The sequence below is a fragment of the Stenotrophomonas sp. NPDC077420 genome (genome assembly GCF_044543385.1).
Classification (GTDB): Bacteria; Pseudomonadota; Gammaproteobacteria; order Xanthomonadales; family Xanthomonadaceae; genus Stenotrophomonas.
Map to the genome: position 1 here is coordinate 1 of NZ_JBITVZ010000015.1, position 21,708 is coordinate 21,708.

Sequence of the window (21,708 nt, forward strand, 5' to 3'; positions counted from 1 at the left end):
CTCTTTGGGCGTGGACAGGTGTGGTAACCACCATTTTCCAAAGATGTCCCGGATGAACAACCTACTGAGAGATCACAACTAACAGTCGGCTCTACACGTCGGCGTTCCCGTCCCGTTGGGGGGTAGAGCCGACTGTTAGTCGGCTGCCCCTGCATCAGGCATCGATGCCGAACCGGTGCATGAGCTTGCCGAAACTACGGCTGTCGTTCGCGGTATCGGCGTGCAGCCCCGCGAGGCGCGCGCCGCGGACGTTGACGAACAGATCGTCGACGAACAGGGTGCGGGTGGGACGTGCGTCGAGCCGTTCCACCGCTTTCAGGAACACCGCCGGGTCTGGCTTGCGGCCTCCCAGTTCGCCGCTGCACAGGATGCGCCCTTCCAGCATCGGGGCCAGCGTGGGCAGGATGCGTGGAATGGTCTGCGCCATCAGTGCGCCGTTGTTGGTGAGGATGGCGATCGGCATTACCTGCGCGATGCGCTGCACGCGTTCGACCACGCCGGTCTGCGGCGGCGAGGCGGCCATGCGCGCGTCCTGCCACTGGGTGAGGCTGATGGCCACGCCGAGTGCATCGCCCAGTTGCTGCAGGTAGCGCGTGCTGTCCAGGCCCAGATCGAACTGCTGTTCCAGTCCGCTGTCGAACAGTGCCGCGTGCACCTGTGCGGGCGTGCATCCGCAGGACCCGGCCAAGTGGCGCACACGCAGGTGCCGCGCGTAGTTGACCAGCACGCCATCGAAATCCAGCAGCAGGCAGTCCAGGGCAACCGGCATGGTCCACTCATGGGCAAGGCGACAGCCGACGTTACCGCACTGTCGGGGTTCGCTGCGACATCCCGTCGCACCACGCCCTGGGTGCAGCTGCCTAGAATTGCAGTGATTGAAGGATGGAGAACGCCGTGAAACTGTTTGTCCCCATGATCCTGGCCGGGTTGGCGCTGGCGCCCGCCGCGCAGGCGCGCGTGTGTGCGGTCAGCATCGACAGCACCGACCAGATGCGCTTCAGCAGCAAGGAGATCAAGGTCGCCGCCGACTGCAGCCAGGTGAAGCTGACGTTGCGCCACACCGGCCGGCTGGCCGCCACGGCGATGGGCCACAATTGGGTGCTGACGAAGACGGCGGACTACCAGCCGGTGGCGATGGCCGGCATGCGGATGACGCTGGCCGACAGCTACCTGCCGAAGAAAGATCCACGTGTGCTGGCACATACGGCGGTGATCGGCGGCGGGCAGAGCGCCAGCGTGACGTTCTCTACCGCAGCATTGCGCAAGGGCGGCGACTACACGTTCTTCTGCTCGTTCCCCGGGCACTTCGCGATGATGAAAGGCAGGTTTGTGTTCGGCTGATGCCGAACACAAACCTCCGGGCTGCTCAGCCCTTGGCGACCTTGAACGCCTCGCGCGCGGCGTCAATCGTTGCGTCGATGATGCTGTCATCGTGCGCGCTGGACAGGAAGCCTGCCTCATACGCCGACGGGGCCAGGAACACGCCGCGCTCGAGCATCGCGTGGAAGAAGCGGTTGAACGCGGCGGTATCGCAGGCCGTGGCCTGGGCATAGGTTTCCACCTTCTGGTCGGTGAAGAACAGCCCGAACATCGCGCCCACCTGGTTGGTGGTGACCGCTACACCCGCATCGGCCGCCGCGGCTTCCAGCCCTGCGCACAGGCGCGCGCTGGCCGCGGAAAGGCGGTCATGGAAGCCAGGTTCCTGCACCAGGTCCAGCATCGCCAGGCCGGCGGCCATCGCCACCGGGTTGCCGCTCAGCGTGCCGGCCTGGTAGATCGGGCCAGCCGGGGCGATCTGCGACATCAGTTCGCGGCGGCCACCGTAGGCACCCACCGGCATGCCGCCGCCGATGATCTTGCCGAAGGTGGTCAGGTCCGGGGTGATCCCGTAGTGCGCCTGCGCGCCGCCCAGGGCCACGCGGAAGCCGGTCATCACTTCATCGAAGATCAGCACCGCGCCATGCTGCGTGCACAGCGCGCGCAGGTGCTGCAGGTAGCCGTCGCGCGGGGGAATGCAGTTGGCGTTGCCTACGACCGGCTCGATGATCAGGCCGGCGATGTCCGCGCCCTGCTCGGCGAACAGCGCCGTGGCCGCCTCGAAATCGTTGTAGGGCAGGGTCAGGGTGAGTTCGCTCAGGCCGGCCGGAACGCCCGGCGAGGTCGGCACGCCCAGGGTCAACATGCCGCTGCCGGCCTTGACCAGGAACGAGTCGCCGTGGCCGTGGTAGCAGCCTTCGAACTTCACGATGCGGTTGCGGCCGGTGGCGCCGCGCGCCAGCCGGATCGCCGACAGCGTGGCTTCGGTACCCGAATTGACCATGCGCACCATCTCGCACGAGGGCACCAGCCGGGTCAGCGTTTCAGCCATGGTCACTTCGGCCGCGCACGGCGCGCCGAACGAGAGGCCGTTGTGGATCGCGTGCTTGACCGCCTGGCGCACCGTGGGGTGATTGTGGCCGACGATCATCGGGCCCCACGAGCCCACGTAATCGATATAGCGGTTGCCGTCGACGTCGTACAGGTACGGGCCATCGGCGCGCTCGACGAAGAACGGCTCGCCGCCCACCGACTTGAACGCGCGCACCGGCGAATTGACGCCGCCCGGCAGCAGCGCCTGGGCGCGGGTGAACAGGGCGTGGGACTGGTCGTGCTTCATGCGGAAGGGTCCTGGAAACAAGCAAGGTAAGCGTGCAGGGTGGCCACCGGGTCGTTCGCGGCGAAGACGCTGCTGACCACGGCCACCAGATCGGCGCCGGCGCCGATGATCGGGCCCACATTGTCCGGCGTCAGCCCGCCGATCGCCACCCGCGGCACCCCGAGTGCGGCGCTTTGCCGCAGCAGGTCAGGACAGGCGCGGCTGCTGGTGACTTTGGTGGTGGTCGGGAAGAAGGCGCCGAAGGCCACATAGCTGGCGCCGGCGGCCACCGCCTGTTCGGCGTTGGCCAGCTGGTCGTAGCAGGAGGCGCCGATGATGGCGTCGGCGCCGAGCAGTGCCCGCGCGGCACCGATGTCGCCGTCGGTGCCGCCCAGGTGCACGCCGGCCGCGCCGACCGCGCGCGCCAGGTGCGGGTCGTCGTTGATGATCAGGGGCACGCCATGGGCCGTGCACAGGTCCAGCAGGGCGGTGGCCTGCTCGTGGCGCAGGGTATCGCTGGCGGTCTTGTTGCGGTACTGCAGCCAGGTCGGGCCGGCGGCCAGCAGCGGCGCCACGCGGGCCAGCAGGCGGCCGGTGTCGGGCTCGTCGGGCGTGATCAGGTACACGCCGCGCGGGGGCGCGGCCGGGGAAGCAGGAGCGGTCATCGATGGCTACCGGTAGGGCGGCGGGAGTGGGACAATGGCCTATGACCGTACTGCCCAACGCCTGATTATCCGATGACCGACGCCACTGCCACCACCTTCCGCACCTGGATGTGCGTTGTCTGCGGCTTCATCTACCGGGAGGTCGACGGCCTGCCCGAAGAGGGCATCGCCCCGGGCACTGCGTGGGAAGACGTGCCCGATACCTGGACCTGCCCGGACTGCGGCGTGACCAAGGACGATTTCGAGATGGTCGAGGTCGATTGACCGGTAGCGTCAACGGATGGGGCCGGCTGCCAGTCAGCGGGTAGAGCCAACTGACAGTCAGCGGGTAGAGCCGACTGTCAGTCGGCTGCAGCGCGCAGCGCTGCTACGTTTTGCGACCCCGCCAGGAGCAGCCGACTGACAGTCGGCTCTACCGGAGGGCGTCCCATGTTCAATGCAGCCGCGGTACCCGGCCACCCATCTCCACCAGCTTCTCGCGCACCCACTGGGCGTCGTTGGCCTGGCCGTTGCGTTGCAGGTACAGCGCCAGGTCCTGGCGCGCGCCCGCCTGGTAGTCCAGCTGCAGGTAGGCCAGCCCGCGGTCGCGCAGGGCGTCGTCCTGTTCGGGGGCCAGCTTCAGCAGGCGATCGGCGCTGCGCGCCGCGCGGTCCCATTCGCTGCGCTCCACGTAGACCCCGTGCAGGTTGCGCAGCATGCGCATCAGGATGGCGCGCGCGGGGGCGGCGTCCAGGATCTGCGCCAGCACCTGGTCGTCAGGCACCTCGCCCCCCAGATGCGAGCGGGCACGCTCGCGCAGTTCGTCCACGTCCAACGGGCGACCGCCATTGAACGGGTCCATCACCAGCATGCCGTCGTCCACCGGCAACCGGACCAGGAAATGGCCCGGGAAGGACACCCCATCCAGCGGGATGCCCAGGCGCCGCGCGACTTCCATCTGCACCATGGCCAGCGAAATCGGGTTGCCCAGGCGGCGTTCGAAGACCTGGTTGAGGTAGCTGTTGCGGGGGTCGTAGTACTCGCCGTGGTCGCCGCCATAGCCGAGCTCGTCGAACAGGTGCCGATTGACCGCGGCGATCTTGAGCGGCCAATGCGCGATGGTGTCCACCTCGCCGCGCAGGTGGTCGGCATGGCTCTGCACCAGTGCGTCGTAGACCTGCGGGTCCAGGTCGGGGTATTCGTCGCGTGCGATCAGCAGGGCCGTGGGCAACAGCGGCAGCGCGTCGTCGTCCAGTTCGGCCAGGGAGTCCCACGCCGGCAATGTCATCTGCCCCTGCATGGACACAGACTGGCGACAAACGCGGCCCGATTCAAGCGGTGCGGCGTGAAAACAACGCCGCACCGGCACCGGGTCAGGGCTGGTCGGCGATGCCGGGGCCGAAGGTCAGCAGGGCACCGTCCTGCAGGCCCAGTTTCTCGGCCTGGCCGGCGTTGAGCTCCAGCACGTAGCGGGCCGGGCCGCTGCTGGGGTAGGGCGGGCAACGGTCGCCGGCCGAGCACGGGGGCACGTCGCGCTGCTGGCTGACCAGCCGGCGCTGCTCGTCGAAGTACAGGATGTCCAGTGCGATCCGGGTGTTCTTCATCCAGTACGCCTGCAGCTCCTCGCGCTCATGCAGGAACAGCATGCCGTGGTCGACCGGCATCTGGTCGCGGAACATCAAGCCGCGGGAACGGGCTTCGTCGGTGGTGGCCAGTTCGACCTGGTAACGCGCGCCACCCAGTTCCACCCAGTGGCTGGCGCCGGTGCTGGCGCAGCCGGACAGGGTGAGCAGCAACAGCAGCGGCATCAGAAGACGCATCAAGCGCATGGGCAGGCCTCGCAGGAAAGCCGGCACGGGCGTGCCGGCGGGGGTATCAGAACACCATCGGCGGCTCACCGCCAACAATGACCACGTCGGCCGGGCGGCGCGCGAACAGGCCCACCGCCACCACGCCGGGCAGCTGGTTGAGTTCGCGCTCCAGCGCCACCGGGTCGGTGATCTGGAGGTGGTGGATGTCCAGGATCTGGTTGCCGTTGTCGGTGACGACGCCTTCGCGCCAGGCCGGCTGGCCGCCGGTCATGTCCATGATGCGGCGGGCGATCAGGCTGCGCGCCATCGGGATGACTTCCACCGGCAGCGGGAAGCGGCCCAGCACCGGCACCTGCTTGCTCGGGTCGATGATGCACACGAAGCGCTCGCTGGCCTCGGCGATGATCTTCTCGCGGGTCAGCGCCGCGCCGCCGCCCTTGATCAGGCACTTGTTGCCGTCGCACTCGTCGGCACCGTCGACGTACAGCGACAGGCCGCCGGTGTGGTTGAGTTCGAGGACGTCGATGCCGTGCTGCTTCAGCCGCGCGGTGCTCTGCTCGGAACTGGACACGGTGCCCTTGATGCGGTGCTGGATGCGGGCCAGGCCGTCGATGAAGTAGGCAACGGTGGAGCCGGTGCCGACCCCGACGATCATGCCGTCTTCGACGTATTCCAGGGCTTTTTCTGCGGCAAGGCGTTTGGCTTCGGACATGGCGGGAACTCGTGAAGGAAAGGGTCAATGCTTTTCGAGCGACAGCAGCAGCTTCCACTGCGCGGCGGTCACCGGCAGGATCGAGAGCCGGTTGCCGCGCGCAATCAGGGGGAACCCTTCGCCCAGCGCATCGGCGTGCAGCTTGATCTCGTCCAGCGAAATGGTGTCGCGCAGCTTGCGCTCGAAGGCCACGTCCACCAGCAGCCAGCGTGGCGTCTCGCGGGTGGCCTTGGGATCGTAGTAATCCGATTTCGGATCGAACTGGGTGTCGTCGGGGTACGCCTCGGTGGCGACCGTGGCGATCCCCACGATGCCCGGCACCTTGGTATTGGAGTGGTAGAACAGGATGCCGTCGCCGACCTTCATGCCATCGCGCATGAAGTTGCGCGCCTGGTAGTTGCGCACGCCGTTCCAGGGTTCCTGGCCCACGCGCTGGAGGTCATCGATGGAAAAGGCGTCCGGTTCGGACTTCATCAGCCAGTAGCGCTTGCGTGCGGTCATGCGGTATCTATTCGGGTAGGTGCCGACCGTGGGCCGGTACGGCGTTGATCGTGGCGCATTCGGTGCAGATCGCATCCACGCCGACGTCCCACGGCTGCACGGGCAGGTCATCGACCTGCTGCACCGAAAAACCGACGCCAACCAGCCACGGCGGGGCCGGGCGCTGGTTGCGGAATGCGAAACTGCGATCATACCAGCCGCCCCCCATGCCCAGCCGTCGGCACTGCGCGTCGAACCCCACCAGCGGGGCCACCACCAGCGCCATCTGTTCCGGTGCGAGGGTGTCGTCCATGGCCACGTCGGGCTCGGGGATGCCGAAGCGGTTGCTGGTCAACGCCTGGCCGGGACGCCAGGGAGCGAAGCGCAGCGTGTCGCCGGCCAGCACGGGCAGGCAATAAGGGGCGGTGTCGGGCAGGCGCATCTGCCAGCGATGCAGGGCGATCTCGCCATCCAGCGCCCAGTAGCCGGCAACAGGGCCGTGGGTGGGCGCGAAGGGCAACGCAAGCAGGGCATCGGCGAGCTGTTCGGCGGCGGCCAGGCGCTGCGCGGGGGGAATGTCTCGGCGGCGTTGGCGCAGCTGCTGGCGCAGCGCGGAGCGCGGGTCGGTCATGCCTGGGTCCGTTGGGGCCGGATAAAACAAGAGCGACGTCCCGTAGGAACGTCGCTCTTGCCGGAATACTGCATTCTCCGCGGTGACGATGCGTGCGAAACGACCTTGAACCCGGGGTTCAAGTGGGTACGCTGGGCCTCCATTGGGCTTCCCGCTACAAGGCGGACCTGCACTCCCGGCGACGTCGCGCACCCGTGGTCGTAATTAAGGGACAAGGCGAATGTTTGCACACGCCGTCGTTCACAGCAGAGAACGCGCTGCCATTATAGCCAACCCGACCGGATCGGATACCCCGTTCGTCGGTTCGATTACAGGCCAATTCAGAACGATGAAACCGGGCGTGCACCCGCCGCTCACGCGCCGTCGATGGCGCGGTCCATCCGCCTGTTCAGATCGGCCAGGGTCTGCTGCAGCGCGACCGCCTGGCGGGCGTGGTCGTCGCGCAGCTGCTGCAGTTCGTGGGCCAGGTTGAGCGCGGCCAGCACGGCGATGCGGTCCACCGCGGCCATGCGGTTGCTGCCACGGATCTCGCGCATCTTGGCATCGAGCAGGCGTGCGGCGGCGGTGAGGCTTTCGCGTTCGTCAGCGCCCACCCCTACGGTGTATTCGCGATCCAGGATGCGGACACTGACCGGTTCGGTCTGGCTCATGTGTGCTGCTCCAGGGATTTGAGCCGGGTGATCATGGCTTCCACGCGGGAACGGGCCTGCTCGTTCTTGGCCAGCAGCTGCGAGCGCTCGTTGACCAGGGATTCCTGCTGGTGACGCAGGCTGCGGTTTTCCTCGGCCAGGCGCTGGTTGCGCTCCAGCAACGCCTCCACCCGGGCGGCGAAGGCCTGCAATTGGGCGATGGCGTCGGCGGGTTCCATGTCCGGCACGATAGGCAAGGGGACTGGAGCCGGTCAAGCGAATAATGAACACCGGTGGATTGATACACTGTGACGCTGCCAACCCGGGGTCGCCGACAGCGTCGGCGGCCCACCTGAAAGAGCCCTGAAATGACCGAACTTCCAAGTGTCCATGACGTAAACCAGGCCAGCCAGGCGGCGGGCCTGGGGGCCGGTGCGGCCGAGCTCCACGGCGGCCTGTGCGGCTGGCTGTCGGCCGGCGGCGCGGCGGTGCGCGAATGGCCGGCAAGGGTGCTGGCCGACGACAATGCGCCCACGCCGGTGCAGGGCGACGCACTGGACCAGCTGCTGGATGCCACCGTGACGCAGCTGGAAGACCGCGAGTTCGCCTTCGAGCTGCTGCTCGGCGACAGCGATGACACCGCCGCGCAGGCTGACGCCCTGTTCACCTGGGCGCGCGCGTTCCTGGGCGGCTTCGGGCTGGGCGCGGGCGGCAGCCGTCCGACCCTGTCCGAAGAAGGAGAGGAGGCGCTCAACGACCTGGCCAAGCTGGCCCAGGCCTCGAGCGAGGATTTCGAAAGCGGCAATGATGACGACGAAGATGCGCTCGCGGAGATCGAGGAGTTCATCCGCGTGGCGGTGCTGATCCTGCACGGCGACTGCGTGATGGCCGCGCGCCACCGGCAGCGCCTGAACTGAGATGGATATCCATGCGTTGACCGGCATCGACGCGGCCGAGTACGCCGCGCGCCGCCAGCAGTTGATGGAGATGGCCGGCGATGACGCCATCCTGGTGTTGCCGGCCGCCTCCGAACGCGTCCGCAGCCTGGATACGCATTATCCGTTCCGCCAGGATTCGGATTTCTGGTACCTGAGTGGGTTCCCGGAGCCGGACGCGGTGCTGGTGCTGATTCCCGGGCGCCGCCACGGTGAAGTGATCCTGTTCTGCCGCGAGCGCGATGCCGAGCGTGAGGCCTGGGACGGGGCGCGTGCGGGCCAGGAAGGCGCGGTGGCCGACTACGGCATGGACGATGCGTACCCGATCGACGATCTGGACGACATCCTGCCGGGCCTGCTGGAAGGGCGCTCGCGGGTGTATTACCACTTCGGCCGCGATGCCGATTTCGACCTGAAGCTGATCGGCTGGGTCAACCGGGTGCGTTCGCAGGTGCGCCACGGTGCGCAGCCGCCGCACGAGTTCCTGGAGCTGGGCCACCTGCTGCACGAGCAGCGGCTGTTCAAATCCAGCGCGGAGATCGCGCTGATGCAGCGTGCGGCGGACATCACCGTGCGGGCGCATCGCGCCGCCATGCAGGTGGCGCGACCGGGCATCCACGAGTATGAACTGCAGGCCGACGTGGAACGGGTCTTCCGTGCCCATGATGCCTGGGCGGCGTATGGCAGCATCGTCGGCACCGGTGCCAACGGCTGCATCCTGCACTACCGCGCCAACAACGCGCGCAGTCGCGATGGCGAGCTGGTGCTGATAGACGCGGGTGCCGAGTACCGCGGCTACGCCAGCGACATCACCCGTACGTTCCCGGTCAACGGTCGCTTCACGGCCGAGCAGCGCGCGCTGCACGACCTGGTCGGTGCGGCGCAGGCGGCGGCGCTGGCCCAGGCCAGGCCGGGCGTGCCGTACGAGGCCGGCCACCTGGCGGCGGTGCAGACGCTCACCGAGGGCTTGCTGCGGCTGGGCCTGCTTGCGGGCACGCTGGAAGAGAACATCGCCGACGGCCACTACCAGCGTTTCTACCGGCACAAGACCGGCCATTGGCTGGGCCTGGACGTGCACGACGTGGGCGACTACCGCCTGGCGGGCGATTCACGCCTGCTGGAGCCGGGCATGGTGTTCACCATCGAACCGGGCCTGTACATCAGCGCCGACGACCGCAGCGTGGAAGCACGCTGGCGCGGCATTGGCATTCGGACCGAGGATGACGTGGTGATCACCGACAGCGGGCATCACGTGCTGACGGCTGGGTTGGCGCGAAGTGCTGATGAGATCGAGCAGGAAATGAACGCTGTTCGCTGAGTTGAGTTGAGTTTAAGGCGAAGAGCGGCGTTTCAGTTTTCCCGGGCTGGGGAGGCCGACGGGCAGCCCCTTACGGGACACGCCGTAAACCCATCCTTGGGGGCTTGGCAAAAACATCCATGTTTTTGACAGTCCCTACAGGGGCTGCCCGCCGGCCCAGCTCAGGCCACGCGATACGCACCGGCTGTTCGCCAAAATGCATGAAGCAGCCGGGCAACAGCCCGGCTGCATGGGCAAGCGTCGATCAACGTTACGCCTTGGCGAATTCCGGCCGGGTCAGGTTGTCCGCATCGCCTTCGGTGCACAGCACTTCGTCTTCAATGCGGATGCCACCGTAAGGACGGAAGAAGTCCACGCGGCTCCAGTCGATGCTGTCGCCGTGGCCGCGCTGCTTCACTTCGTCCAGCAGCATGTCGATGAAGTACAGGCCCGGTTCGATGGTGACCACCATGCCGGGTTCCAGCGTGCGGGTCAGGCGCAGGTACGGGTGGCCTTCCGGGCGCTCGACGCGACCGCCGCGGTCGCTGGCGGCGAAGCCAGCCACATCGTGGACCTGCAGGCCGATCAGGTGGCCCAGGCCGTGCGGGAAGAAGGCCGCGCTGACGCCGGTGGCCAGCGCCGCGTCCGGCGAGACCTTCAGCACCCCGACGTCCTTCAGGATGCCCATCAGCGACAGGTGCGCATCGATGTGCAGCTGCTTGTAATCCACGCCCGAACGCACGCCGGCACCCATTTTCTGCTGGGCCGCGTCGACCGCATCGATCATCGCCTGGAATTCGTCGTGGCCGGCGGCCGCGTAGGTGCGGGTGATGTCGCTGGCATAGCCGAACGCGCTGGCGCCGGCGTCGATCAGGAAGCTGCGCAGCGGCTGCGGCGCACGGCGGCCCAGGTCGGTGTAGTGCAGCACGGCGGCGTGTTCGTTGAGCCCGATGATGTTGCCATAGGGCAGTTCATTGGCGTCCTGGCCGACGGCGCTGCAGTACGCCATGTGGATCTCGAATTCGCTGGCGCCGGCGCGGAAGGCGGCTTCGGCAGCACGATGGCCGCGCACGCCCAGGCGCTGGGCCTGGCGCATCAGTGCGATTTCGTAAGGGGTCTTGTACGCGCGGTGCCAGTCCAGATAGTGCAGGACCGGTTCGGGATTGTTGGGCACGAACGCGCCCAGCGCGCTCTGCGCCTCGCCCAGGATCGCGCAGCGCGACGGATCGCGCGGCAGCAGCGCCCTGGCGTCATCGGCAGTGCGGATGATCTCGATGTCGAAGTGCTCCACCCACCAGCCGTTGGGTGCATCCGGTACCACGTGCCAATAGTCGAACGGCTGGTGGAAGATCACCTTCGGGCGCTGGCCCGGCGTATACACCACCCAGCTGTTGGGCACTTTGGTCAGCGGCAGCCAGGCCTTGAAGTTCGGATTCACCGCATACGGGTAGTCGCGGTCGTCGAACGCCTGGTAGTGCAGGGTGCCGCTGGGAATCACCAGGTGGTCGAAACCGCCGCGCGCCAGTGCCTGGTCGGCACGTTGGCAGAGCACGCGGACATGCTGGGAATACAGGGCGCCAAGGTCGGGCTGGTTCATCGCGGGGCTCATCAGGCAGTGCGGAATGCAGCCCTTGATTCTGCCGGAATCGGCCGTTGCGCGCTGTGCCGGAACCGGCACTCAGCGCGCCGAAGATTCCTCGGCGACCCACGCCCGCAGCTGCTCGCGGTGTTCGCGGCTGAGGGTCAGGAAGCGGAAGCCTGCCCAGCTCTGGCCGGTGACATGGCTGGGCTCGTTCCACAGCAGGTGCACGCCGACGTCGAGCGGCAGCGGCTGGCCGTTCGCACCGGGTATGGCGAAACGCAGCTGGTACAGCGCGTCTTCGTTCATCGGCACCGAACACAGCATCAGCATGCCGGTTTCGGACACGTTGCCCAGCCGGCCGATCACGGCCTCGGCCAGGGTATCGGTCACCGGGACCTGGTCGTCCACGTTGCGGCGCGGTGCGCGCCGGGTGTCGTCATTCATTCCTCGGACTCCGCAGGGGCCGGTGTGCCGGCCAGCGAACGCAGGGTGCGCAGGGTCGCCTGCCACGCCCGGTCGATCAGGCGGCTCTTGCCTTCGCTGACCAGTCGCGCCTGGCCATGCGCCATCAGCCGGGCCAGATGGTCCAGCGAGTGCTCGGCCACCTTCTGCCCGCGCGGATTGACGAACAGCGCGTTGTCGGTGATCAGGCTGTACCAGGACAGCCGCTGGCGGCGCAGGTCGCCCTGCTGGTTGGTGATGAACTCGAACCAGGTCCCGAACGGCAGCGTGCGCAGCTGGCGGTAGTAGTCCTCCTCCGCTGGGCTGCGCGCCAGCGGCGCCTCGCGCCGGGCGTCGCCGCCCTCGGCATGTTCGCCCAGCCGCGACCGCGCACGGATGCGTGCGGTCAGTTCGGTACGCGAGCTGGCCTCGTCTTCGCCACCCGGCGTGGACAGCCGCCGCGCGATCGCCGACGCCTCGTCCTGGTGATAGCCGACCTGCAGCAGCGCGGCCTCGACCTGCTGGCCCAGCTGGGCATCGCTTTCCGCACTGCCTGGCGGCTGGCAGGTCACCTCGGCGATCCGCGCGGTTTCCTGCTCGCGTGCGTGCCACTGTTCGGACCCCTCTCCATTGCGCAGCAGGGTGAGGGTGAGCACGTCCGACCAGGCCTGCTTCAGCAGCGACTGCACGAAGCGTGGCGGCGCCGTCTGCTCGCACAGCTGTTCGATGCTGGCGCCCGCCTGCTGCTTGGCCGATTCCAGGCGCTCCTTGCCGCGTGCGGCTTCCACGTGGCGGCGCTCGGCCAGTTCGGCCTTGTGCGCCAGCGCACGGAAGTGCTGCTGGATCTCTTCGTTGGCGGCGTCGAAGACCGCCGCGTCGCCTTCGTAGTCGGCGACCACCTTCTCCACGGCGCGGTCGAGCTTCTGCACCAGCTGCGGGTCGACATCCTCTTCGCCCAGCCAGTTGGCGCCGGCTTCGGCCACCGCGTTGAGCAGCTCCCGCGCCGGGTGCTGGTCACGGACGAAGAACGCCGGGTCGGACAATGCCGCCCGTGCCACCGGCACCTGCAGCCGGGTCAGCAGGTCCACGGCAACGGCGTCGGGGCGGACCTCGCGGTGGATCTGCCCGTACAGCATGTCCAGCAGATCGAAGGTGTCGGTGTCCTTGACGGTCAGGCTGGCCTGCGGCCCGTGGTCTGCCCGCATCTGCGCCAGCAGCGCGTTGTGCAGGTCGGCCATGCTGCGGCGCATGCCGGAGGTCTGCACCTGCAGCTTGGCCAGGGTGGCGTGCACGGTGCCACTGTCCACCGCCACCGGCGGTGGTTGCTGATCGGCGCCTGCATCGATGCCGGTCGACGCGGTGTCGGTGGGCAGGGCGCTGGATCCCTCCGGCGGGAGCGTCCCGGCCGCACCCGCGCCGCCCGTGGCGCCGTTGGCGACGCCGGCAGCGCCGCGGCCGACATGGGTGTGCCTGGCCGCATCCAGCAGCTGGTGCAGTGCCGACACCGCCGGCGCGTTGAGGTCGGCGGGGCCGGCACCTGCGGCGTCGGCCGGCAGGGGCGGCGGGGTCGCCGCTGCGGCACCGGGCGCGCTCATCGGGCCGATCGCCGCGCTGGTCATCGCGGCCCAGCTGCCGGTGCTGGCCGAGCCGCTCCAGCCGGTCAGCGGGCGGTTGCCGGTGCCGCCCGGTTCACGGCCGGGGCCGCGCTCGGGACCGGTGACGATGCGACGGGTGGTGGCTGAGCGGGCCAGATAGGGCGTGTAGACCAGGCCGGGCAGGATGCCTTCGTGGGTCAGCAGGATGTTGGCACGTTCCAGCAGCTCGCCCAGGCGTTCGACCAGCTGGCGGTCGAACACCCGGTACAACGCCAGCTGGGTTTCCAGGCCGAGCGCGAATGCGTCACCCAGGTCGCGGGTGATCCGGCACAACACGTGCGGCCCGAAGGGCAGGTCTTCCGCGTCGAAGGCGGGGCCCGCGGCGAGCACGCCGAAGCGCTGCCCGAGCAGCTGCAGTGCGCTGGCCGAACGTTGCGACTCGCGGCGGACGATATCGGCCAGCACGATGTCGCGGTCGATGTCGGTGTCGGTCACCAGGGTCAGGGTCGTGGCCGACAGTTGCGCACTGGGGGCCGGCAGGTGGCGGACACGCGGCTCGCGCAGGTTGGCCAGCGCCGTGCCCAACGCCTCCAGGAAGCGCGGGGCGAACTGTGCGTTGACCTCGTGCAGGCGCCGGGTCTGCGCATAGATATCGGCCTGGATCTGGCTGTTGCGCGCGCGCTCGGCGTCCCGGAACAGCTCGCGTTCGAGCTCCACGATGGTCAGCTTGAGCGGGGTGCTGAGCGTCTGCACGGCCAGCGCGTGCAGCGCGGCCAGCAGGCGCCGCACGCGCGGTGGCGCGGTGACGCCGGCGAACCGGGTCAGGTCGGGTGTCGATGTAGGTGCGGACGCAGACATCCGTTGTAGGTTCCGGCTCCCCTGAGAGCAGAGAATCTACCGTTTCCACCCCATCTACGGTAGTGCCCACCGTTGGTCGGCACCGCACCCTACAGGAACAGCTCCACCACATCATTGGTGAAGCGCCGGCCCAGCTCGGTCGGCCGCACCCGGTCGCCGTCCACCGTCATCCATCCCTTCGCCACCGCGACCTGCACCGGCGCGGCGATCCGGGCCCGCTCCAGCCCGGTGCGCGACTCGAAGTCCTTCAGCGAAAATCCTTCGTGCAGGCGCAACAGGTTGAGCATGTATTCGAACGGCAGGCGCGCGGCGTCGATCACCTCGTCGCCGCCGATCGAGGCGGCGCTGCCTGCGGTGTCCATGAAGGTCTGCGGGTGCTTGTGCTTCCAGCGCCGCAGCACCTGCTGGCCGGCGCCGCTGCTGATCTTGCCGTGGGCACCGGCGCCGATCCCGAGATAGTCGCCGAAACGCCAGTAGTTCAGGTTGTGCTGGCTCTGCCGGCCCGGCCGCGCATACGCGCTGACTTCATACTGCGCGTAGCCCGCCTCGGCCAGCAGGCGCTGGCAGTGTTCCTGCATGTCCCAGGCCGCATCATCGTCGGGAATGCCCTGCGGCGGTCGCGCGAAGAACACCGTGTTCGGCTCCAGGGTGAGCTGGTAATGCGACAGATGGGTGGGCTGCAGGGCAAAGGCACGTTCCAGGTCGTGTTCGGCCTGGGCCAGGGTCTGCTCCGGCAGCGCGTACATCAGATCGATGTTGAAGTTGTCATAGCCGGCGTCCTGGGCCAGCTTCACCGCGCGTTCGGCTTCGCCACTGTCATGGATCCGTCCCAGCCGCTGCAGGGCCGCATCGTTGAAGGTCTGGATGCCGAAGCTGATCCGGTTCACCCCCGCGGCGCGGTAGCGGTCGAAGCGGCCGTGTTCGGCGGTGCCCGGGTTGGTTTCCAGGGTCACCTCCAGGTTCGGGGCGAAGCGCAGCCGCGCCGACGCGGCCTGCAGCAGGCGGTCGATCGCCTCGGGCGGGAACAGGCTGGGGGTGCCGCCGCCAAAGAACACACTGTTGACCACCCGGCCCCAGACCAGCGGCAGGTCCTGGTCGAGGTCACGGACCAGCGCGTCGACGTAGGCCTCGAACGGCAGGTCGCCCTTGGCCTGGTGCGAATTGAAGTCGCAGTACGGGCACTTGCGCACGCACCAGGGCAGGTGCACGTACAGCGACAACGGCGGCGGCACCAGCGACACGCTGTGGTCGTGGTCGCAGCTTCCGTCCGGGTGGCAATGGTGGTCGGTCTGGGGGCTCATCGGCAGCGCCGGCCGTTGGCCGGCCCTCGGGAAATCATCGACATTCCAGTCAGCCCAACGCCGCCAGCTTCTGCTTCAACACCTGCAGTGCTTTGCCGCGGTGGCTCATCGCGTTCTTCACGTCCGGCGCCATTTCCGCCGCGGTCTGGCCCAGCACGGTGTCCAGGAACAGCGGGTTGTAGCCGAAGCCGTGGCTGCCACGCAGTTCGTCGAGGATCTCGCCCTCCCAGCTGCCTTCGCAGATCAGCGGCTGGGGGTCGTCGGCGTGGCGCAGCAGCACGATCACGGCATAGAAGCGGGCGGTACGGCTGCCGGCGGGGACATCGCGCATCGCCTCCAGCAGCTTGGCATTGTTGGCCGCGTCATCGGTCGAGGTACCGGCGTAGCGCGCGCTGTACAGGCCGGGCGCGCCCTGCAGCGCGTCGACGATCAGGCCCGAATCGTCGGCCAGGGCCGGCAGGCCGGTGCTGGCGCAGGCGTGGCGCGCCTTGATCAGGGCGTTCTCGACGAAGGTAAGGCCGGTTTCGGGCACGTCGCTGACGCCCAGCGCGCCCTGCGCCACGATCTCCAGCGGCAGCCCGGCCAGCATGGCCTGCAGCTCCTTCAGTTTGCCGGCGTTGCCGCTGGCCAGTACCAGTGTCTTCATTTCGGCTCCAGCAGGTCCCAGGTGTTGCCGTACAGGTCGCGGAACACCGCGACCGTCGCATAGGCTTCCTCGCGCGGGGCGTCCAGGAACTCCACGCCGCGCGCGGTCATTGCCGCGTGGTCGCGATGGAAGTCGTCGGTGTTGAGGAAGAAACCGACCCGGCCACCGGTCTGGTTGCCGATCCGGCTGCGCTGTTCGTCCGTGCTGGCGCGCGCCAGCAGCAGCCCGGCAGCCGTGCCGTCGGTCGGACCCACCACCACCCAGCGCTTGCTGCCCTGGTCGATGTCCTCGATCAGGGCGAAGCCCAGCTTGCCCGTGTACCAGGCGATCGCCTCGTCGTAATCGGCCACCACCAGGGTGACCAGGGCGAGGCGCCGGCTCACGGCTGCGCCAGTGCGGCCTGCTGGGCCGCGAACAGGTCGGTGATGCCCTTTTCGGCCAAAGCCAGCAGCGCGTCCAGCTCGTCGCGGCGGAACGCGTGGCCTTCAGCGGTGCCCTGCAGCTCGATGAAGCCGCCGCCGTCGTTCATCACCACGTTCATGTCGGTGTCGCAGTCGCTGTCTTCGGCGTAGTCCAGGTCCAGCACCGGGGTGCCGCGGTAGATGCCGACCGACACCGCGGCCACCGCGCCGAAGATCGGGTTGCGCTTGATGTCGCCCCGCTTGATCAGGAAGTTCACCGCGTCCACCAGCGCCACGTAGGCGCCGGTGATGGCGGCGGTCCGGGTGCCGCCGTCGGCCTGCAGCACGTCGCAGTCCAGGGTGATGGTGCGCTCGCCGAGGGCACCGCGGTCGATGCAGGCGCGCAGGGTGCGGCCGATCAGGCGCTGGATTTCCAGGGTGCGGCCGCCCTGTTTGCCGCGCGCCGCTTCACGGTCATTGCGGGTGTGGGTGGAGCGCGGCAGCATGCCGTACTCGGCGGTGACCCAGCCTTCGCCCTTGCCGCGCAGGAAACCCGGCACGCGGTTTTCCACGCTGGCGGTGCACAGCACGCGGGTTTCACCGAAGCTGACCAGGACCGAACCTTCGGCGTGGCGGGTGAAGGCGCGTTCGATGCGCACTTCGCGCAGCTGGTCGGCCTGGCGGCCGCTGGGACGGGGATCGGACATGGATGGGCTTCCGGTAAGACGGGGGATACGGTTCCGCGCCCGGCCGGGGACCGGCAGGCGAGGAGGCCTGGAGAAGGCCGCTAGGGTACCATTCCCCCTTTGAGAGCATCGGAAATCCCGAATGATTCGAAGCATGACCGCCTATGCCGGCGGCGAGCGGGCGACCCCCTGGGGCACGCTGGGTTGCGAGCTGCGCTCGGTCAACCACCGCTTCCTGGAAGTCGGCACGCGCCTGCCCGAGGAGCTGCGCGCGCTGGAGCCACAGCTGCGCGAGCGCATCGCCGCGCGGCTGAGCCGTGGCAAGCTGGATCTGGTGATGCGCCTGCGCGCGCCGGAAAGCGGCGCCAGCCTGCAGGTCAATGAAGTGCTGCTGGGCCAGCTGGGGGCGCTCGCGCACCGGCTCACCTCCGATTTCCCCAACCTGCAGGTCAGCTTTACCGACCTGCTGCAGCTGCCGGGCGTGACCCTGGGCGAGGCCACCGATGCGCCTGCGCTGCAGGCCGAGGCGCTGGCCCTGCTGGACCAGGTACTGGACGGCTTCGTGGCCGCGCGCGAGCGCGAGGGCGACAAGCTGGCCACGGCGATCAGCGAACGGGTTGACGCGATCGAACGCATCGCCGCCGACGTCACCACCCTGATTCCGCTGATCCGCGAGGGCCAGCGCAGCAAGCTGGCCGCGCGCCTGGCCGACCTGCCGCACCCGGTCGACCCCGGTCGCGCCGAGCAGGAACTGGTGCTGTGGCTGCAGAAGCTGGACGTGGACGAAGAGCTGGACCGCCTGCGCAGCCACATCGTGGAAATCCGGCGCGTGCTCACCCAACGCGAGCCGGTCGGTCGCCGCCTGGACTTCCTGCTGCAGGAGTTCAACCGGGAAGCGAACACGCTGGGCTCCAAATCTGTGGACAGCCGCACCTCCAATGCCGCGGTGGAGCTGAAGGTGCTGATCGACCAGATCCGCGAACAGGTGCAGAACATCGAATGAGCAGCCAGCCTCTCCAGAGTCCGGAACCCGCCCGCGGCACGCTGTACATCGTGGCCGCCCCGTCCGGGGCCGGCAAAAGCAGCATCGTCAATGCCACCCTGGCCCGCGACCCGCAGATCGCCCTGTCGATCTCCTTCACCTCGCGGGCGATGCGCCCGGGCGAAGTGAACGGCGAGCACTATCACTTTGTGAGTGCGCCCGAATTCGAACGGATGATCGCCGCCGGCGACTTCTTCGAGCACGCCTGGGTGCATGGCGACTGGAAGGGCACCGCCCGGCAGTCGGTCGAGCCGCAGCTGGCGGCCGGCCAGGACGTGCTGCTGGAGATCGACTGGCAGGGCGCCCAGCAGGTGCGCCAGCTGGTCCCCGGCACGGTCACGGTGTTCATCCTGCCGCCGTCGCGGCAGGCACTGCAGGACCGCATGCGCAAGCGCGGGCAGGACAGCGAGGCGGTGATTGCCCAGCGCCTGGCCGCCGCCCGCGAGGAAATGCTGCATTTCAACGACTTCGACTACGTCATCGTCAACGAGGTGTTCGACACCGCCGTGGACGAGCTGTGCGCCATCTTCACGGCCAGCCGGCTGCGCCGGGAGTCGCAGAAAGTCCGCCACGCCGGCCTGATCCAGGCCCTGCTGACCCAGGATGGCAACGGCAACTGACTGATTCACAAGGGGCGGGTAGCCGGTCGGCTTGATTTTGTCCAGCCCTGGCCGGTACAATCCGTCCCCTTTCCCTCATTCGATTGAGCAGCCCTTGCCGGCTGCCGGGAGCCCGCATGGCCCGCATCACCGTAGAAGATTGTCTGGAAGTCGTGGATAACCGTTTCGAGCTGGTCATGATGGCGTCCAAGCGCGCCCGTCAGCTGGCCAATGGCGTCCAGGCCACCCTGGACAACAGCGAAACCGAAGACAAGCCGACCGTGCTGGCGCTGCGCGAAATTGCCGCCCGCAAGATCGACAACGCGCTGATCGACGAAGTCGAGAAGGCCGAACGCGAGCGCGCCGAGCGTGAAGCACTGGAATGGGCCGCTGCCGAAGTCGTTGCCGACGAAGACATGTCCAAGAACGACGACTGATCGCGCACGCGATCGCCGTTGTCCACGAACAGCCCGCCCTTGGCGGGCTGTTTGCGTTCAGGACGCACTTCCCGGGTGTCACCGGCGATCCCCACCCGGTAGGTCACGACCGTTGGTCGTGACACGCAATCCCATCGCGCAATAATTTGCCGATATCGGCGTGCTGGAATAGTCTTCCAGCCATGAACCCAGGCCCCTCTGCCAAGGTCGCCACGTCTCCCGGCGCGGCCGTACCCGACTATGTCCTCCAGCTTGAACGCGCGGCGCACTACCTGCCGCCCGAGCAGTTGCCGTTGCTGCGCCGTGCCTGGGAAGTCGGCGCCTCCGCGCACGCGGGGCAGACCCGCAAGTCCGGCGAACCGTACATCACCCATCCGGTGGCGGTGGCCCAGGTGCTGGCCGAGCTTGGCCTGGACGTGGAAGCGCTGATCGCCGCGATCCTGCACGACACCATCGAAGACACGCCGCTGACCCGCGAGGAACTGGCGGCCGAGTTCGGCGAAGCGGTGGCCGAGCTGGTGGACGGGGTCACCAAGCTGGACAAGCTGAAGTTCCGCGACCGCCAGGAAGCGGCCGCCGAAAGTTTCCGCAAGATGCTGCTGGCGATGTCGCGCGACCTGCGCGTGATCATGATCAAGCTGGCCGACCGCCTGCACAACATGCGCACGCTGGGCGCGCAGAGCAGCGAAGCGCGCGGTCGCATCGCGCGCGAAACCCTGGAAATCTACGCGCCGATCGCCCAGCGCCTGGGCATGAGCCTGGTCAAGAGCGAACTGCAGAACCTGGGCTTCAAGGCGTTGTACCCGTGGCGCCACGCGATCCTGGAAAAGCACATCCGCAGCCAGCCGGTGGTCCGCCGCGAGGCCATGGCCCAGGTGGAAGTGCAGTTGTCGCAGCGGCTGGCCAAGGAAGGGCTGGAGCACCGCCTGGTGAGCCGGATCAAGACCCCGTGGAGCATCTACAACAAGATGCGCGACGAGAACAAATCCTTCGACCAGGTCATGGACGTGTTCGGGTTCCGCCTGGTCGTGCGCAGCGTGCCCAACGCCTACCACGCGCTGGGCGCGGTGCACGCCACCTTCAAGCCGCTGGACGGACGCTTCCGCGATTTCATCGCCATTCCCAAGGCCAACGGGTACCAGTCGCTGCACACCGTGCTGTTCGGCCCGTACGGCTCGCCGATCGAAGTGCAGATCCGCACCGAGGAAATGGACCTGATCGCCGAGCGCGGCGTGGCCGCGCACTGGACCTACAAGTTCGGCGGCGACAGCCCCAACAGCGCGCAGAGCCGCGCCCACGCCTGGATCGTCGAACTGATCGATTCGCAGCGCGCGGCCGGTTCCTCGCTGGAGTTCCTCGACAACGTCAAGGTCGACCTGTTCCCGGACGAGGTGTACCTGTTCACCCCCAAGGGCAAGATCCTCGCGCTGCCCCGGAACTCCACCGCGTTGGACTTCGCCTATGCGGTGCACACCGACGTGGGCAACATGGCGGTGGCCTCGCGCGTGGACAAGAAGCTGGTGCCGCTGCGCACCAAGCTGGTCAGCGGACAGACCGTGGAAGTGATCACCGCGCGTTCGGCCACGCCCAAGCCGCAGTGGCTGGAATTCGTGGTCAGTTCCAAGGCGCGTACCGCGATCCGCCACCAGCTCAAGCAGCTCGAACACGAAGATGCCGTGCAGCTGGGCCACCGCATGCTCGACCGTGCGCTGGAAGCCATGGACAGCTCGCTGGAGCGGCTGCCCAAGGGACGGCTGGATGCGTTCCTGGCCGAACACCGCTATCCGCGCCTGGAGGCCCTGCTGGCGGAAGTGGCGCTGGGCAACTGGATGCCCAACCAGGCCGCGCAGGCGCTGATGGCCTATGCCGAACTGCGCGGCGGCGCGCATTCGAAGCATTCGCAGGAAAAGATCCTGATCAACGGCAGCGAGCGCGGCGTGGTCAGCTTCGCCAACTGCTGCCAGCCGATTCCCGGCGACGACATCATGGGCTACCACACCGCCGGCAAGGGCATCGTCGTGCACCGCCTGGACTGCCCGAACCTGGCCGAACTGCGCAAGTCGCCCGAGCGCTGGGTGCCGATCGGCTGGGACACCACCGTCTCCGGCGACTACGACACCGCGCTGGTGGTGGAAGTGGAAAACGGCACCGGCGTGCTGGCGCAGCTGGCCGCGGCGATCGCGCAGAGCCATTCCAACATCGAGCGGGTGGACTACCTGGACCGCGACTTCAACGCCGCGGTGCTGGCCTTCAACATCCAGGTGCGCGACCGCAACCACCTGGCCGAAGTCATGCGCCGCCTGCGGCGTTTGTCAGTCGTCCAATCCGTGCGACGCCAATGATCGG

At 68.0% G+C, this 21,708-nt stretch carries 25 protein-coding genes and 1 other RNA gene; 8 read left to right on the forward strand and 18 right to left on the reverse strand.

All coding sequences use genetic code 11. From position 1 onward, the window contains the following. Nucleotides 1-154 precede the first annotated feature (154 nt). Entirely contained in the window at nt 155-769 is a 615-nt protein-coding gene (locus ACIGII_RS14420; protein WP_399639268.1) for an HAD-IA family hydrolase, read from the reverse strand. Nucleotides 770-912: 143 nt separating this feature from the next. Between ACIGII_RS14420 and azu the strand changes: the two genes are divergently transcribed. Next, complete coding sequence (gene azu / locus ACIGII_RS14425; RefSeq protein ID WP_399639276.1) at nt 913-1,341, forward strand: azurin; 429 nt, start codon at nt 913-915, stop codon at nt 1,339-1,341. 25 nt (nt 1,342-1,366) lie between these two features. On the opposite strand, the gene hemL is transcribed toward azu, so the two are convergent. Both hemL and thiE read right to left on the reverse strand, forming a co-directional pair. Beyond that, complete coding sequence (gene hemL / locus ACIGII_RS14430) at nt 1,367-2,656, reverse strand: glutamate-1-semialdehyde 2,1-aminomutase (RefSeq protein WP_399639266.1); 1,290 nt, start codon at nt 2,654-2,656, stop codon at nt 1,367-1,369. Further along, nucleotides 2,653-3,300 (reverse strand): thiamine phosphate synthase, encoded by a 648-nt coding sequence (thiE, locus tag ACIGII_RS14435; protein ID WP_399639264.1) that lies wholly within the window; start codon nt 3,298-3,300, stop codon nt 2,653-2,655. The genes hemL and thiE overlap by 4 nt, the downstream gene beginning before the upstream one ends. Nucleotides 3,301-3,372: 72 nt before the next feature. Here thiE and ACIGII_RS14440 point away from each other — a divergent pair, with 72 nt between their 5' ends. Beyond that, nucleotides 3,373-3,564: a rubredoxin gene (locus ACIGII_RS14440; RefSeq protein ID WP_399639262.1), complete on the forward strand. Its 192-nt coding sequence runs from the start codon at nt 3,373-3,375 to the stop codon at nt 3,562-3,564. A gap of 169 nt (nt 3,565-3,733) precedes the next feature. Here the strand turns inward: ACIGII_RS14440 and ACIGII_RS14445 are convergent, their stop codons facing one another. From ACIGII_RS14445 to ACIGII_RS14480, 8 genes are all read right to left on the reverse strand, one after another. Next, nucleotides 3,734-4,579: a SirB1 family protein gene (locus ACIGII_RS14445; RefSeq protein WP_399639260.1), complete on the reverse strand. Its 846-nt coding sequence runs from the start codon at nt 4,577-4,579 to the stop codon at nt 3,734-3,736. 73 nt (nt 4,580-4,652) lie between these two features. Next, nucleotides 4,653-5,108, reverse strand: coding sequence for a DUF192 domain-containing protein (locus ACIGII_RS14450; protein WP_399639258.1), 456 nt, complete (start codon nt 5,106-5,108; stop codon nt 4,653-4,655). A gap of 46 nt (nt 5,109-5,154) precedes the next feature. Beyond that, nucleotides 5,155-5,802 carry a ribose-5-phosphate isomerase RpiA gene (gene rpiA / locus ACIGII_RS14455; RefSeq protein WP_282247326.1) on the reverse strand — a complete coding sequence of 216 codons (648 nt, stop codon included), beginning with the start codon at nt 5,800-5,802 and terminating at the stop codon, nt 5,155-5,157. A gap of 24 nt (nt 5,803-5,826) precedes the next feature. Beyond that, complete coding sequence (locus ACIGII_RS14460; protein ID WP_399639256.1) at nt 5,827-6,303, reverse strand: EVE domain-containing protein; 477 nt, start codon at nt 6,301-6,303, stop codon at nt 5,827-5,829. A 7-nt stretch (nt 6,304-6,310) separates the two neighbouring features. Further along, nucleotides 6,311-6,913, reverse strand: coding sequence for a 5-formyltetrahydrofolate cyclo-ligase (locus ACIGII_RS14465; protein ID WP_399639254.1), 603 nt, complete (start codon nt 6,911-6,913; stop codon nt 6,311-6,313). A gap of 70 nt (nt 6,914-6,983) precedes the next feature. Then, a non-coding RNA gene (gene ssrS, locus ACIGII_RS14470) (6S RNA) lies at nt 6,984-7,168 on the reverse strand. A 98-nt stretch (nt 7,169-7,266) separates the two neighbouring features. Beyond that, nucleotides 7,267-7,563 carry a cell division protein ZapA gene (locus tag ACIGII_RS14475; protein WP_399639252.1) on the reverse strand — a complete coding sequence of 99 codons (297 nt, stop codon included), beginning with the start codon at nt 7,561-7,563 and terminating at the stop codon, nt 7,267-7,269. Next, nucleotides 7,560-7,781 carry a TIGR02449 family protein gene (locus ACIGII_RS14480; RefSeq protein ID WP_399639250.1) on the reverse strand — a complete coding sequence of 74 codons (222 nt, stop codon included), beginning with the start codon at nt 7,779-7,781 and terminating at the stop codon, nt 7,560-7,562. The genes ACIGII_RS14475 and ACIGII_RS14480 overlap by 4 nt, the downstream gene beginning before the upstream one ends. Nucleotides 7,782-7,910: 129 nt before the next feature. Between ACIGII_RS14480 and ACIGII_RS14485 the strand changes: the two genes are divergently transcribed. Together ACIGII_RS14485 and ACIGII_RS14490 are read left to right on the forward strand one after the other, a co-directional pair. Continuing rightward, nucleotides 7,911-8,459, forward strand: a complete 549-nt coding sequence (locus ACIGII_RS14485; RefSeq protein ID WP_399639248.1) for a UPF0149 family protein — start codon at nt 7,911-7,913, stop codon at nt 8,457-8,459. A 7-nt stretch (nt 8,460-8,466) separates the two neighbouring features. Beyond that, nucleotides 8,467-9,795, forward strand: a complete 1,329-nt coding sequence (locus ACIGII_RS14490) for an aminopeptidase P N-terminal domain-containing protein (RefSeq protein ID WP_399639274.1) — start codon at nt 8,467-8,469, stop codon at nt 9,793-9,795. A 250-nt stretch (nt 9,796-10,045) separates the two neighbouring features. Here ACIGII_RS14490 and pepQ read toward each other — a convergent pair whose 3' ends face one another. From pepQ to rph, 7 genes are all read right to left on the reverse strand, one after another. Next, entirely contained in the window at nt 10,046-11,371 is a 1,326-nt protein-coding gene (gene pepQ, locus ACIGII_RS14495; protein WP_399639246.1) for a Xaa-Pro dipeptidase, read from the reverse strand. Nucleotides 11,372-11,452: 81 nt separating this feature from the next. Then, entirely contained in the window at nt 11,453-11,800 is a 348-nt protein-coding gene (locus ACIGII_RS14500; protein WP_399639244.1) for a PilZ domain-containing protein, read from the reverse strand. After that, nucleotides 11,797-14,250, reverse strand: a complete 2,454-nt coding sequence (locus ACIGII_RS14505) for a DUF1631 domain-containing protein (RefSeq protein ID WP_399639242.1) — start codon at nt 14,248-14,250, stop codon at nt 11,797-11,799. Before ACIGII_RS14505 ends, ACIGII_RS14500 begins: the two co-directional genes overlap by 4 nt. 89 nt (nt 14,251-14,339) lie before the next feature. Then, a complete protein-coding gene (gene hemW / locus ACIGII_RS14510) occupies nt 14,340-15,551 on the reverse strand; it encodes a radical SAM family heme chaperone HemW (RefSeq protein WP_399639241.1) in 1,212 nt (403 codons plus the stop codon). A 49-nt stretch (nt 15,552-15,600) separates the two neighbouring features. Further along, the gene (rdgB, locus tag ACIGII_RS14515) at nt 15,601-16,197 is read right to left on the reverse strand and encodes an RdgB/HAM1 family non-canonical purine NTP pyrophosphatase (RefSeq protein ID WP_399639239.1); all 597 of its coding nucleotides are present in this window, start codon (nt 16,195-16,197) and stop codon (nt 15,601-15,603) included. Next, a complete protein-coding gene (locus tag ACIGII_RS14520; protein ID WP_399639237.1) occupies nt 16,194-16,580 on the reverse strand; it encodes a VOC family protein in 387 nt (128 codons plus the stop codon). The genes rdgB and ACIGII_RS14520 overlap by 4 nt, the downstream gene beginning before the upstream one ends. Beyond that, on the reverse strand, nt 16,577-17,305 hold the full coding sequence (rph, locus tag ACIGII_RS14525) for a ribonuclease PH (RefSeq protein WP_282247465.1): 729 nt from the start codon (nt 17,303-17,305) through the stop codon (nt 16,577-16,579). Before rph ends, ACIGII_RS14520 begins: the two co-directional genes overlap by 4 nt. A 121-nt stretch (nt 17,306-17,426) precedes the next feature. Here rph and ACIGII_RS14530 point away from each other — a divergent pair, with 121 nt between their 5' ends. The 4 genes from ACIGII_RS14530 (at nt 17,427) to ACIGII_RS14545 (ending at nt 21,704) form a co-directional block, all read left to right on the forward strand. After that, nucleotides 17,427-18,287, forward strand: coding sequence for a YicC/YloC family endoribonuclease (locus tag ACIGII_RS14530; RefSeq protein ID WP_399639236.1), 861 nt, complete (start codon nt 17,427-17,429; stop codon nt 18,285-18,287). Beyond that, nucleotides 18,284-18,946, forward strand: a complete 663-nt coding sequence (gene gmk / locus ACIGII_RS14535) for a guanylate kinase (RefSeq protein ID WP_399639234.1) — start codon at nt 18,284-18,286, stop codon at nt 18,944-18,946. The genes ACIGII_RS14530 and gmk overlap by 4 nt, the downstream gene beginning before the upstream one ends. A gap of 116 nt (nt 18,947-19,062) precedes the next feature. Beyond that, a complete protein-coding gene (gene rpoZ, locus ACIGII_RS14540; RefSeq protein ID WP_068853884.1) occupies nt 19,063-19,362 on the forward strand; it encodes a DNA-directed RNA polymerase subunit omega in 300 nt (99 codons plus the stop codon). A gap of 182 nt (nt 19,363-19,544) precedes the next feature. Beyond that, entirely contained in the window at nt 19,545-21,704 is a 2,160-nt protein-coding gene (locus tag ACIGII_RS14545) for a RelA/SpoT family protein (RefSeq protein WP_399639232.1), read from the forward strand. Nucleotides 21,705-21,708 lie beyond the last annotated feature (4 nt).

Excerpts from the sequence above, each read along its gene's own strand:
- pepQ (WP_399639246.1), bottom strand. The coding sequence starts at position 11,371 with ATGAACCAGCCCGACCTTGGCGCCCTGTATTCCCAGCATGTCCGCGTG.
- ACIGII_RS14475 (WP_399639252.1), bottom strand. The coding sequence starts at position 7,563 with ATGAGCCAGACCGAACCGGTCAGTGTCCGCATCCTGGATCGCGAATAC.
- ACIGII_RS14480 (WP_399639250.1), bottom strand. The coding sequence starts at position 7,781 with ATGGAACCCGCCGACGCCATCGCCCAATTGCAGGCCTTCGCCGCCCGG.
- hemW (WP_399639241.1), bottom strand. The coding sequence starts at position 15,551 with ATGAGCCCCCAGACCGACCACCATTGCCACCCGGACGGAAGCTGCGAC.
- ACIGII_RS14440 (WP_399639262.1), top strand. The coding sequence starts at position 3,373 with ATGACCGACGCCACTGCCACCACCTTCCGCACCTGGATGTGCGTTGTC.
- ACIGII_RS14545 (WP_399639232.1), top strand. The coding sequence starts at position 19,545 with ATGAACCCAGGCCCCTCTGCCAAGGTCGCCACGTCTCCCGGCGCGGCC.
- ACIGII_RS14445 (WP_399639260.1), bottom strand. The coding sequence starts at position 4,579 with ATGCAGGGGCAGATGACATTGCCGGCGTGGGACTCCCTGGCCGAACTG.
- ACIGII_RS14450 (WP_399639258.1), bottom strand. The coding sequence starts at position 5,108 with ATGCGCTTGATGCGTCTTCTGATGCCGCTGCTGTTGCTGCTCACCCTG.
- hemL (WP_399639266.1), bottom strand. The coding sequence starts at position 2,656 with ATGAAGCACGACCAGTCCCACGCCCTGTTCACCCGCGCCCAGGCGCTG.
- ACIGII_RS14460 (WP_399639256.1), bottom strand. The coding sequence starts at position 6,303 with ATGACCGCACGCAAGCGCTACTGGCTGATGAAGTCCGAACCGGACGCC.
- rpoZ (WP_068853884.1), top strand. The coding sequence starts at position 19,063 with ATGGCCCGCATCACCGTAGAAGATTGTCTGGAAGTCGTGGATAACCGT.
- thiE (WP_399639264.1), bottom strand. The coding sequence starts at position 3,300 with ATGACCGCTCCTGCTTCCCCGGCCGCGCCCCCGCGCGGCGTGTACCTG.
- ACIGII_RS14505 (WP_399639242.1), bottom strand. The coding sequence starts at position 14,250 with ATGTCTGCGTCCGCACCTACATCGACACCCGACCTGACCCGGTTCGCC.
- ACIGII_RS14530 (WP_399639236.1), top strand. The coding sequence starts at position 17,427 with ATGATTCGAAGCATGACCGCCTATGCCGGCGGCGAGCGGGCGACCCCC.
- ACIGII_RS14465 (WP_399639254.1), bottom strand. The coding sequence starts at position 6,913 with ATGACCGACCCGCGCTCCGCGCTGCGCCAGCAGCTGCGCCAACGCCGC.
- gmk (WP_399639234.1), top strand. The coding sequence starts at position 18,284 with ATGAGCAGCCAGCCTCTCCAGAGTCCGGAACCCGCCCGCGGCACGCTG.
- ACIGII_RS14420 (WP_399639268.1), bottom strand. The coding sequence starts at position 769 with ATGCCGGTTGCCCTGGACTGCCTGCTGCTGGATTTCGATGGCGTGCTG.
- rpiA (WP_282247326.1), bottom strand. The coding sequence starts at position 5,802 with ATGTCCGAAGCCAAACGCCTTGCCGCAGAAAAAGCCCTGGAATACGTC.
- azu (WP_399639276.1), top strand. The coding sequence starts at position 913 with ATGATCCTGGCCGGGTTGGCGCTGGCGCCCGCCGCGCAGGCGCGCGTG.
- rdgB (WP_399639239.1), bottom strand. The coding sequence starts at position 16,197 with ATGAAGACACTGGTACTGGCCAGCGGCAACGCCGGCAAACTGAAGGAG.
- ACIGII_RS14500 (WP_399639244.1), bottom strand. The coding sequence starts at position 11,800 with ATGAATGACGACACCCGGCGCGCACCGCGCCGCAACGTGGACGACCAG.
- ACIGII_RS14485 (WP_399639248.1), top strand. The coding sequence starts at position 7,911 with ATGACCGAACTTCCAAGTGTCCATGACGTAAACCAGGCCAGCCAGGCG.
- rph (WP_282247465.1), bottom strand. The coding sequence starts at position 17,305 with ATGTCCGATCCCCGTCCCAGCGGCCGCCAGGCCGACCAGCTGCGCGAA.